The following is a 10,674-nucleotide window of genomic DNA, read 5'->3' as shown; positions in this document are numbered from 1 at the left end:
CAACGCCTCGAAGAACCTCGTCTTCAGCGCCTCAAAATCCATGATCCCCGCAACCCCTGAACTCCAGGGTGTTGCGGGGATCAGTAGAACCCACGCGGCCGCCCCGGGGGGCTTCACGGGTCCCGCGTCGCGATCAGTTGTTCTGGTAGACCCCGAACATGTCCACGACCAGGTCGATGCCACCGCCGCTGGCGTTCCAGAAGTCGACGATGCCGTTGGCACCGGGGTTCGCCTGGACCAGGTTGGGCACGGTGTCCCCGGCCTTCCAGTTCAGTGTGGAGGTGTTCGGCTTGACGGGCAGGATCGCCGTGTCGTTGTCGTACTGGGCCACGGTGTTCGGGTCCGGGAAGACCGTCAGGTGGCCCGCGTCCTTGGTGTTGGTCACCGTGCTGTTGAGCACGAAGCCGGTGAACTGCGGGAGCCCGTCCGACAGCGGCATGTAGATGTAGTTCTGCCCGGGCAGCGGGCCGGCGCCCCAGGAGTCCTCGCGGGTGTCCAGCAGACGGGTCGGGAGGACCGGCAGGTAGGCGCTCTTGCTGTCGTCGCCGTAGTAGCCGACCACGTCCACGATCACGTCGGACGAGCCCGGCGCGGCGTTGAGCACCTGGATCCGGCCGTCCGCGCCGATCGGCACGATCACCGAGTTGGCGATGGTCTGGCCGGCGCGGAAGTTCAGGTTGGACGCGGTCGGTGCCGACTGGGCGCCCGGGTAGACGGTCAGGTGACCGTCGGTCTGCGGGTCGGTCACGGTGACGTTGAGCGCCACGGCCTTGGCCCCGGCCGGGACCCCGGCGGCGCCCCGGACCTGCACCGGGAACGACGTCCAGCCGGCGACCTGGCCGCGGGCGGTGCCGAGGCCCTCCCGGGTGTCGACGAGGCGGGTGGGGGAGACCCCGGTGTAGCCCGCGGCCGCGGTGTGGCTGAAGTAGCCCGCGACGTCGGCGATCAGGTGCACCGGGGCCGTGCCGCGGTTGTACAGGTCGACGTAGCCGTCGGCACCGACCGGGACGATGACCAGATTGGGGACGGTCTGGCCCTCGGTGTAGTTGACGTTCGAGGTGGTCGGCCGGGTGGCGCCGTCCGGGTAGGCGATGATGTGGCCGGCGCCGCCCGGCTCGGTGACCGTGACGTTGAGCGCCACCGCGGTGACCCCGGCCGGGATCCCGCCGTTGCCGGCGATCTTCACCCGGACCAGCTGGTCGTTCCCCACCTTGGCGGCGGGCGCGCCGGTACCGTCACGGGTGTCCAGCAGACGGGTCGGGCCGTACGGGGTGTAGGCCGAGCCGGGGGTCGCGATGGTGACGCCGTTGGACGCGGTGGCGTCGACGGTGGACAGATTCACCTTCACGTCGTACACACCGAGCTTCGCGTAGGTGTGCGTGCGCTCGACCTTGCTGGTGCCGGTGGTGTAGACCTCGGTCGCGGTGCCGTCGCCCCAGGAGATCATGACGGTGACCGCAACGGGGTCGCTGACCACGTCGGCCGTCAGGCTGACGCCGTAGGCGCTGGTGCCCGTCACGGTCACGCCGGTCCCCAGGTTCGGGTTGGCGGCCGGGGCGGCCGCGCCCTCCTGCGCACCGGGCGCGTTCTGGGCGTTCGGCGCGGCCTTGCGCAGCTGCTTGACCGTGGACCCGACCGGGCTGCTGGCGGTGGTGAACGCCGGGCTGGAGACCTTGTTCACCGGCGTGGTGCTCGCGCCGTGGGTACCGGTGGCGGGAGCGGGCGAGTCGGCCGCCTGGGCCAGGCCCGGAACGACGGCGACGCCGGCCGCCACGGCGGCCGCGATGACGATATGACGGTGACGAGGCACCGTACCCCCCAAGAATTATTGAATGATCATCAAATAAGGCTCGCACAGAGTACAGAGGGCCCGGGTACGGAAGAAAGCCGATTTCCCTGCCGCGTGAAGGGCCTCGAAGGGGGTGCCGGCTCCCCCGCGCCGCCCCCGAGAGCTGCGGCTCAGCGGCACAGGGCGGTCTCCACCACCTTGTCGACACGCGCCCGGGCCTCGTCGGTCAGCTGGGTGGTCACCGCGATGTTGGCGGCGCGGCCGTCGTCGGTGGCGCCGCCCCGGGTCTCGTACCCCGGGAAGCTGCCGCCGTGGCCCCAGTAGACGCCGTCGTCGCACGGCAGCGGCTTGCTCACCAGCCCCAGTCCGTAGCGGGCGCCGGGGCCGAAGGTGCTCTCGGCGGGGACGGTGGTGCGCATCTGGGCGAGCTGGGCGTCCGCGAGCAGATCGCCGCCCAGGAGCGCGCCGAAGAACCGGTTGAGGTCGGAGTCGGTGGAGATCAGCTGACCTGCCGCCCAGCCCCAGGAGGGGTCGGTCTCCGTGACGTCGCGCAGGGGCGCGCCCGCTGATTCCCGGTCGTAGCCCTTGGGATGGGGTTCGCGGATCGTCGCGTCACCGGGCGCGGGGAAGTAGGTGTGGCGCAGCCCGAGGTGCCTGATGATGCGCCGGTCGATCTCCTCGGCGAGGGGCCGCCTGGTGACCTCCTGGACGATCAGGCCGGCCAGCACGTAGTTCGTGTTGCTGTACTTCCAGCCCTTCCCGGCATCGAAGTCGGCCTTGTGCCGGAGAGCGGTGCCGAGGAGCTCGCGGGGCTCGAAGTACCGGACCTCGTCGCCGAGGTAGTCGCTGTAGTTGGGGAGCCCGCTGGTGTGCTGGAGGAGCTGACGGACGGTGATGCGGCTCCCGTCGATCCCCTCCCCGCGGACGAGGCCGGGCAGATAGGTGTCGACGGTGGCATCGAGGCCGATCCTCCCCTCGCCGACCAGTTGCAGCACGACCACGGCGGTGAACGTCTTGGTGTTGCTCCCGATCCGCACCTGCCCGTCCTTGGGTACCTTCGAGCCGGTGGCCACGTCGCCCACCCCTGCGGTGTAGCTACGGGTACGGCCCTCACGGGTCCTGACGCTCGCCAGGGCGGCGGGCGGACCATCGGGCCGCACCAGCGCGCTCAGGCCCTGCTGGACGGTGTCCGGCCTGGCGGCGGCGGACGCCGCGGGCGGCATCAGGACACCCGTCGTCATGACGCCCACGGCCACCGCGGCCGCGGCCCGGACCGCTCTGCGCCGGCCGCCCGGCTGCCGGCGGGAGGAACGAAGCCGTTGCCATGTCTGCTCACGCACGAGCCAACTCCTACGGAATGGTGGGGAAACCAGCGGTATGTGGCGTCCCCAGCATGTCCGGATGCACCGGCCCGGACGATCCGGCTACCCCCCGGACGCAGGTGGTGATCCCACCACCCACCCAGCTGTAGGCAGGGCCGGCTCCCCGGCCGCGGCGGCCGCGGCCGGGCCCGTCGTCCCGGCCGGCCACCCCAGCCCTCGCCCCGGTCAGCCCCTCGCCCCGGTCAGTCCCTCGTCATGTCGACGAACCGCGAGTAGTGGCCCTGGAAGGCCACGGTGATCGTGGCCGTCGGACCGTTTCGGTGCTTGGCGACGATCAGGTCGGCCTCGCCCGCGCGCGGGGACTCCTTCTCGTAGGCGTCCTCACGGTGGAGCAGGATGACCATGTCGGCGTCCTGCTCGATCGAGCCGGACTCACGCAGGTCGGAGACCATCGGCCGCTTGTCGGTTCGCTGTTCGGGACCACGGTTCAGCTGGGAGAGCGCGATCACCGGCACCTCCAGCTCCTTGGCCAGCAGCTTCAGGTTTCGCGACATGTCGGAGACCTCCTGCTGACGGTTCTCGGCCCGGCGGGAGCCGCCGGACTGCATCAGCTGGAGGTAGTCGATGACGACCAGCTTGATGTCGTTGCGCTGCTTGAGCCGGCGGCACTTGGCGCGGATCTCCATCATCGACAGGTTCGGCGAGTCGTCGATGAACAGCGGCGCCTCGCTGACGTCCGGCATCCGGCGGGCGACCCGCGTCCAGTCGTCGTCCGTCATGTTCCCGGAGCGCATGTGGTGCAGCGCCACCCGGGCCTCGGCGGAGAGCAGACGCATGGCGATCTCGTTGCGCCCCATTTCGAGCGAGAAGATCACGCTCGGCAGCTTGTTGTGGATCGAGCAGGCGCGCGCGAAGTCCAGCGCCAGGGTGGACTTGCCCATGGCCGGTCGGGCGGCGATGACGATCATCTGGCCGGGGTGCAGGCCGTTGGTCAGCTGGTCGAAGTCGGCGAAGCCGGTCGGGACGCCGGACATCTGGCCGTTGCGGGAGCCGATCGCCTCGATCTCGTCGAGGGCGCCCTCCATGATGTCGGCGAGCGGTGCGTAGTCCTCGTTGGTGCGCTGCTCGGTGACGGCGTAGATCTCCGCCTGGGCCGCGTTGACGATCTCGTCGACGTCGCCCTCGGCCGCGTAGCCCATGCCGGCGATCCGGGTGCCGGCCTCGACCAGCCGGCGCAGCACCGCGCGCTCGTGGACGATCTCGGCGTAGTACTCGGCGTTGGCGGCGGTCGGGACGGAGTTGACCAGGGTGTGCAGGTAGCCGGGGCCGCCGACGCGGGTGAGCTCGCCGCGCTTGGTCAGCTCGCCGGCCACGGTGATCGGGTCGGCCGGCTCGCCGCGGGCGTAGAGGTCGAGGATCGCGCCGTGGATCAGCTCGTGGGCGGGCCGGTAGTAGTCGGCCGGCTTGAGCACCTCGACGACGTCGGCGATGGCGTCCTTGGAGAGCAGCATGCCGCCGAGGACGGACTGCTCGGCGGCGAGGTCCTGCGGGGGGACCCGCTCGAAGCCGTCGACGCCCTCGGAGCGGTCGTCCTCGCCCTGGCGCCACTTGCCGTCGCGCTGGGAGCCTCCGGAGCCCTTGCCGCCCTTCTGGAAGCCCCCGCCCTGGCCGCCCTTCTGGAACCCGCCGCCCGAGCCCTGACCGTTGCCGCCGCGCCCGCGCGAGACCGGCAGCCGGTCGCCCGGGCCCTCCGGGAACGGCGCGTCGGCGAAGGCTCCGGCGGGAAAGGGGTCGTCGGCGGTGGGCCAGTCGTCCTCCGGCGGCGGGGCGTCGTGGTCGTCGTACTGGGGGCCGGTCACGCGTGTTCCCCGATCAGCGAGTGGTGCGAGTTGGAGCGGGCCTTGCCGGTGGCTGGGTGGAGCGGAGCCGCGCTCCTGGTACTGCGCCACCGCATTTCTACGCCACCGCACCGACAAATCGGACGCCGGTGGCGGGTGGGAGTGTCGGACGGAGAGCCCACGCTAAGGCGCCGGGAGGGCTTCAGCCAAGGCGGTTATCCACAGGGGGTGTGGATGAGCGGCCCGAGGCTGTGGAGAAGTGCCGCAAACCTGTGGACGCCCCTGTGGAAAGCCCTGTGGATAACCCGACCATCGATCCACCGTCAACCAGCTGACCTGCAACTACCTCTTCCCGGGGCTGTGCATGAGAAATACTTCACACACAGCCGCGTGGCCGTGGACACATCCCGCGCCGGAGCCGTCGCTCAGGATTTCGAGTAACACCTCAAACCGGCTGGTGCTCATTACCTGTGGATGAGTAGCCTTGACCGCATGACCGCCCCCACCACCGACCGCCGCCGGCACGACCGGGAGATCCTCGCCCTCGCCGTCCCGGCCTTCGGCGCCCTGGTCGCCGAGCCGCTGTTCCTGATGGCCGACTCGGCCATCGTGGGCCACCTCGGCACCTCGCAGCTGGCCGGTGTCGGCGTCGCCTCGGCCGCGCTCACCACCGCCACCGGGGTCTTCGTCTTCCTCGCCTACGCCACCACCGCCGCGGTCGCCCGCCGGATCGGGGCCGGCGACCGCCGGGCCGCCGTCCAGCAGGGCATCGACGGCATCTGGCTCGCCCTGGCACTCTCGGCCGGCGTGGTCGTCCTCACCCTGCTGCTGGCGCCCTGGGTCGCCGACATCCTGGGCGCCTCGGCCACCGCCGCGCCGTACGCCGTGACGTATCTGCGGATCAGCGCGCTCGGCATCCCGGCGATCCTGATGGTGATGGCCGCCACCGGCGTGCTGCGCGGGCTCCAGGACACCCGGACCCCGCTCCTGGTCGCCATCGCGGGCTTCGCCGCCAACGTCGCCCTGAACGCCGGCCTGGTCTACGGCGCCGGGCTCGGCGTGGCCGGCTCGGCCTGGGGCACGGTCCTGGCCCAGACCGGGATGGCCGCCGCCTACCTGGTCGTGGTGGTGCGCGGGGCCCGCCGGGAGCGTGCCTCGCTGCGGCCGGACGCGGCCGGCATCCGCGCCTGTGCCCGGGCCGGCGGGCCGCTGATGGTCCGCACGCTGAGCCTGCGCGCCATCCTGATGATCGCCACCGCGGTGGCCGCGGGGCTCGGTGACGACGAGATCGCGGCGCACCAGATCGCCATGACGGTGTTCCTCTTCATCGCCTTCGCGCTGGACGCCATCGCCATCGCCGGCCAGGCCATCATCGGCCGGTACCTGGGCGCCGAGGACGCCCCCGGGGCCAAGGCGGCCACCCGTCGGATGATCGAGTGGGGCGTCGGCTCCGGCCTGGTGCTCGGCCTGCTGGTGGTGGCCGCCCGGCCGCTGTACGTCCCGCTCTTCACCCCGGATCCGGCGGTGCAGGCGCAGCTGAACACCGTCCTGCTGCTGCTCGCGCTCTGCCAGCCGGTCGCCGGCCTGGTCTTCGTGCTGGACGGTGTGCTGATGGGCGCCGGGGACGGCACCTATCTGGCCTGGGCGATGCTGGCCACGCTGGCCGTCTTCGCCCCGGTGGCCTTCGCCGTCCCGGCCACCGGCGCGGGGCTGGCCGGGCTCTGGTGGGCGATGAACCTGTTCATGCTGGTCCGCGGCGGCTTCCTGGCCTGGCGGGCCCGCGGCGGCAAGTGGCTGGTCACCGGCGCGGTGCGGGCCTGACACCGGGAGCCGGCCCGAGCCCCGGGAGCGGGCCCGGGCCCCGGGAGCGCGCGGAGCCCGGGAGCGCCCGGAGCCCCGGCGCGCGGCGGGAACGACCGAGGGCCGGCCTCCCCCGGAAGGGGAGACCGGCCCTCAGGCCACTGCTACGGAGCTCAGGCAGCGACGACGGCGACGTCGAGGTTGGCCTGGACGTCGGCGTGCAGCTTGACCGAGACCTTGTGGGTGCCCACGGTCTTGATCGGCGAGGCGATCGCGACGGCGCGCTTGTCCACAGCCGGACCGCCGGCGGCCTTGATGGCCTCGACGACGTCGGCCTGGGTGACCGAGCCGAACAGACGGCCGGCCTCACCCGAACGGACGGCCAGCTTGACCTGGACGCCCTCCAGCTTGCCCTTGACCTCGTTGGCGGCGTCGAGGGTCTGGATCTCGTGGATCTTGCGGGCGCGACGGATGGCGTCGACGTCCTTCTGGCCGCCCTTGGTCCAGCGGATGGCGAAGCCACGCGGGACCAGGAAGTTGCGACCGTAGCCGTCCTTGACCTCGACGACCTCGCCGGCGGAGCCGAGACCCGGCACCTCGTGCGTGAGGATGATCTTCATTACTTGGTCACCCTCTCTTAGCGCGCGGTGCTGGTGTAGGGCAGCAGCGCCATCTCACGGCTGTTCTTCACGGCCGTGGCGACGTCACGCTGGTGCTGGGTGCAGTTGCCGGTGACCCGGCGGGCACGGATCTTGCCACGGTCGGAGATGAACTTCCGCAGCAGGTTCGTGTCCTTGTAGTCAACGTAGTTGACCTTGTCCTTGCAGAAGACGCAAACCTTCTTCTTCGGCTTGCGAGCAGGCGGCTTCGCCATTGTGTGCTCCATTTGGGGTTCACGGCCCGGCAGGCGTCTCACGACGCCGGCCGCCGGGCCGCACGAAATCTGTCAGCTCTTAGAACGGGGGCTCTTCCGAGAAGCCGCCACCGGACGGGGCGCCCCAGCTGCCGCCGCCCTGGTTGCCACCAGAGGGAGCGCTGGACGCCCACGGGTCGTCGGACGGGCCGGACTGGCCGCCGCCGGAGTTTCCACCCCAGCCGCCGCCCTGCTGGCCGCCACCGCCGCCCCAGTTACCGCCGCCCTGGCCGCCGCCCTGCTGGCCGCCGCCGAAGCCGCCGCCACCGGGAGCGCCGGACCGGTTGGCCCGGGTGACCTTCGCGGTCGCCGAACGCAGGCTCGGGCCCACCTCGTCGACCTCGACCTCGAAGACCGTCCGCTTCTCGCCTTCCTTGGTCTCGTAAGACCGCTGGCGCAGTCGGCCCTGCACGATGACGCGCATGCCGCGCTGCAGCGACTCGGCCACGTTCTCCGCCGGCTGCCGCCAGACGTTGCACGTGAGGAAGAGGCTCTCGCCGTCCTTCCACTCGTTCGTCTGACGGTCGAAGGTGCGGGGGGTGGACGCGATGCGGAACTTCGCGACCGCCGCACCCGACGGGGTGAAGCGCAGCTCGGGGTCGTCGACGAGATTGCCGACGAGGGTGATGACGGTCTCGCCTGCCATGGTGGTGATGACCTCTCCGGAAGAGTTCCGTTCACCGCTGTTTCACGTGAAACAGCGGACGCGAGCTACCCGAGGCCCGAGGGCCTCAGAGGTGGCTCAGTGGGTGTCCGGGCGCAGGACCTTGGTCCGCAGAACCGACTCGCTCAGGCCAAGCTGGCGGTCGAGCTCCTTGACGACCTCAGGCGTGGCCTTGAGGTCGATGACCGAGTAGATGCCCTCGGACTGCTTGTTGATCTCGTAAGCCAGACGGCGACGGCCCCAGGTGTCGACCTTCTCCACCTTGCCGCCGCCGTTGCGGACGACGGTGAGGAAGTTCTCGATCAGGGGGGCGACAGCGCGCTCCTCAACCGAGGGGTCGAGGATGACCATCAGCTCGTAGTGACGCATGAGTAACCCACCTCCTTTGGACTCAGCGGCCACGGTCTCTCCGTGGCAGGAGGGTTGTGCAGCGTCGGCACCGGAGTAGTGACGACACCGGCCACCGTAGCGGCCGGGTCCGACAGTCGAGCCCCGCCGACCCGGAAGAGGGCGCAAGGGGGCACAACTACACCAGTGCAGACGGCACAGCCTACCTGCACTCGGACGGACGAACAAAACGCATAGGGGTTGTGATCCCCACCCAACCGCCGCAATCTGGACGGAACGGGTTTCCTGCTCGTTCGTCTCCTCGCCAGGAGGTAGGACTCATGGCCCTGACCATCCACGGGCTCCCGCTCACCCTGAACACCGACGGCCACCGGCACCCCCGCGAGAACACCCTGGTCGGCATCACGGCCGTGCTGGGCGTGCTGGCCTTCGCGACCTCGTTCTTCCACGGCCTCCACGCAGTGAGCTCGTGGACGGGGCTCTTCGGCGTCGTCACCGGCCTCTGGGGGCAGTTCGTCTCCGTCACCACGGCCGAGCGCTTCGTCCTCATGATCACCGTCGTCGCCTCCGCGTGGGGCCTCTACCTCGGTATCGCCCGCGGCGGATTCCTGGGCTGACCCTCCCACCGGCCGGTCCACCGGCCCGACCTGCCCGACAGAAACGGCCCCGTCCGCCCCACAAGGAACCCTCGGCGCCCCCGTCGCGTACCTACCTGATGGAGACAGGTACCCGACGGGGGCGCCGCCGCGCCCGCAGCCGAGCGGGCCCCGGGCGATAAAGTCACCCCCGAGAACCTGGGGCCCCCACCGAGCCCGACCGACGAGGAGCACCGAGCATGAGCCTGCGCCTGAGGACGATCACCCGCGAGGAGCACCTCGCCTTCATCAGGAGCCGCGCCTCGGCGAGCCACATGCAGGTGCCGTCCTGGGGGGATGTGAAGGCCGAATGGCGCTCGGAGTCGATCGGCTGGATCGACGACTCCAACCAGATCGTCGGCGCCGGCCTGGTGCTCTACCGCCAGCTGCCGAAGGTCAAGCGCTACCTGGCGTACCTGCCCGAGGGACCGGTCATCGACTGGTTCGACCGCGACCTCGACCGCTGGCTCTCCCCGATGCTGGCGCACCTGAAGTCGCAGGGCGCGTTCTCCGTGAAGATGGGCCCGCCGGTGGTCATCCGCCGCTGGAACGCGCCGACCATCAAGGAGGCCATCGCCGGCAAGCAGGCCAAGCGCCTGCGCGACATCGAGGCCGACTGGTACGAGCCGCGCGCCTTCGAGGTGGCCGACCGGCTGCGCAAGGCCGGCTGGCTGCAGGGCGAGGACGGCGGCGCCGGCTTCGGCGACGTCCAGCCGCGCTACGTCTTCCAGGTGCCGCTGGCCAACCGCTCGCTGGACGACATCCAGAAGGGCTTCAACCAGCTCTGGCGCCGCAACATCAAGAAGGCCGAGAAGAGCGGCGTCGAGGTGGTCCAGGGCGGCTACGACGAGCTGCCGATCTTCCACCAGCTGTACCTGGTGACCGCCGAGCGCGACCGCTTCACCCCGCGTCCGCTGGCCTACTTCCAGCGGATGTGGAAGGCGCTCACCGCCGAGGACCCGAACCGCATGCGGCTCTACATCGCCTACCACGAGGGCGAGCCGCTGGCCGCGACCACGATGCTGGTGGTCGGCGAGCACGTCTGGTACTCCTACGGCGCCTCGGCCAACCACAAGCGCGAGGTCAAGCCCTCCAACGCGATCCAGTGGCGGATGATGCGCGACTCGTACGCGCTCGGCGGCGGCGTGTACGACCTGCGCGGCATCAGCGACACCCTGGACGAGGACGACCACCTGTTCGGCCTGATCCAGTTCAAGGTCGGCACCGGCGGCCAGGCCGCCGAGTACCTCGGCGAGTGGGACTTCCCGCTCAACAAGCTGCTGCACAAGGCGCTCGACCTCTACATGTCGCGCCGCTGAGCAGCCTGCGCCCCGCCGTGCCCAACACCCCCTGGGAGATGACCCG

At 70.7% G+C, this 10,674-nt stretch carries 10 protein-coding genes; 3 read left to right on the top strand and 7 right to left on the bottom strand.

What is annotated here, in order from left to right:
- Nucleotides 1-133: 133 nt before the first annotated feature.
- From ACZ5WK_RS38390 to dnaB, 3 genes are all read right to left on the bottom strand, one after another.
- Nucleotides 134-1,810, bottom strand: a complete 1,677-nt coding sequence (locus tag ACZ5WK_RS38390) for a hypothetical protein (protein ID WP_465554895.1) — start codon at nucleotides 1,808-1,810, stop codon at nucleotides 134-136.
- Nucleotides 1,811-1,959: 149 nt separating this feature from the next.
- Nucleotides 1,960-3,129, bottom strand: a complete 1,170-nt coding sequence (locus ACZ5WK_RS38385; protein ID WP_465554893.1) for a serine hydrolase domain-containing protein — start codon at nucleotides 3,127-3,129, stop codon at nucleotides 1,960-1,962.
- A 224-nt stretch (nucleotides 3,130-3,353) separates the two neighbouring features.
- Nucleotides 3,354-4,844, bottom strand: a complete 1,491-nt coding sequence (gene dnaB, locus ACZ5WK_RS38380) for a replicative DNA helicase (RefSeq protein ID WP_465554904.1) — start codon at nucleotides 4,842-4,844, stop codon at nucleotides 3,354-3,356.
- Between the two features lie 597 nt (nucleotides 4,845-5,441).
- On the opposite strand from dnaB, the gene ACZ5WK_RS38375 reads away from it, so the two are divergent.
- A complete protein-coding gene (locus tag ACZ5WK_RS38375) occupies nucleotides 5,442-6,770 on the top strand; it encodes an MATE family efflux transporter (RefSeq protein ID WP_465554890.1) in 1,329 nt (442 codons plus the stop codon).
- A 152-nt stretch (nucleotides 6,771-6,922) separates the two neighbouring features.
- Here ACZ5WK_RS38375 and rplI read toward each other — a convergent pair whose 3' ends face one another.
- From rplI to rpsF, 4 genes are all read right to left on the bottom strand, one after another.
- Nucleotides 6,923-7,369, bottom strand: a complete 447-nt coding sequence (gene rplI, locus ACZ5WK_RS38370; protein WP_465554888.1) for a 50S ribosomal protein L9 — start codon at nucleotides 7,367-7,369, stop codon at nucleotides 6,923-6,925.
- Nucleotides 7,370-7,386: 17 nt separating this feature from the next.
- Nucleotides 7,387-7,623: a 30S ribosomal protein S18 gene (rpsR, locus tag ACZ5WK_RS38365; protein ID WP_030304537.1), complete on the bottom strand. Its 237-nt coding sequence runs from the start codon at nucleotides 7,621-7,623 to the stop codon at nucleotides 7,387-7,389.
- Between the two features lie 79 nt (nucleotides 7,624-7,702).
- Nucleotides 7,703-8,308 carry a single-stranded DNA-binding protein gene (locus ACZ5WK_RS38360; protein ID WP_396324335.1) on the bottom strand — a complete coding sequence of 202 codons (606 nt, stop codon included), beginning with the start codon at nucleotides 8,306-8,308 and terminating at the stop codon, nucleotides 7,703-7,705.
- A 96-nt stretch (nucleotides 8,309-8,404) separates the two neighbouring features.
- A complete protein-coding gene (rpsF, locus tag ACZ5WK_RS38355) occupies nucleotides 8,405-8,695 on the bottom strand; it encodes a 30S ribosomal protein S6 (protein ID WP_148643846.1) in 291 nt (96 codons plus the stop codon).
- A 299-nt stretch (nucleotides 8,696-8,994) separates the two neighbouring features.
- On the opposite strand from rpsF, the gene ACZ5WK_RS38350 reads away from it, so the two are divergent.
- Both ACZ5WK_RS38350 and ACZ5WK_RS38345 read left to right on the top strand, forming a co-directional pair.
- Nucleotides 8,995-9,291: a hypothetical protein gene (locus tag ACZ5WK_RS38350; protein WP_465554886.1), complete on the top strand. Its 297-nt coding sequence runs from the start codon at nucleotides 8,995-8,997 to the stop codon at nucleotides 9,289-9,291.
- A 218-nt stretch (nucleotides 9,292-9,509) separates the two neighbouring features.
- Nucleotides 9,510-10,628 (top strand): lipid II:glycine glycyltransferase FemX, encoded by a 1,119-nt coding sequence (locus ACZ5WK_RS38345; RefSeq protein ID WP_396324337.1) that lies wholly within the window; start codon nucleotides 9,510-9,512, stop codon nucleotides 10,626-10,628.
- Nucleotides 10,629-10,674: the final 46 nt, after the last annotated feature.

The sequence above is a fragment of the Kitasatospora sp. NPDC032757 genome (assembly GCF_055579305.1).
This window is presented reverse-complemented; position numbering and strand designations above follow the sequence as displayed.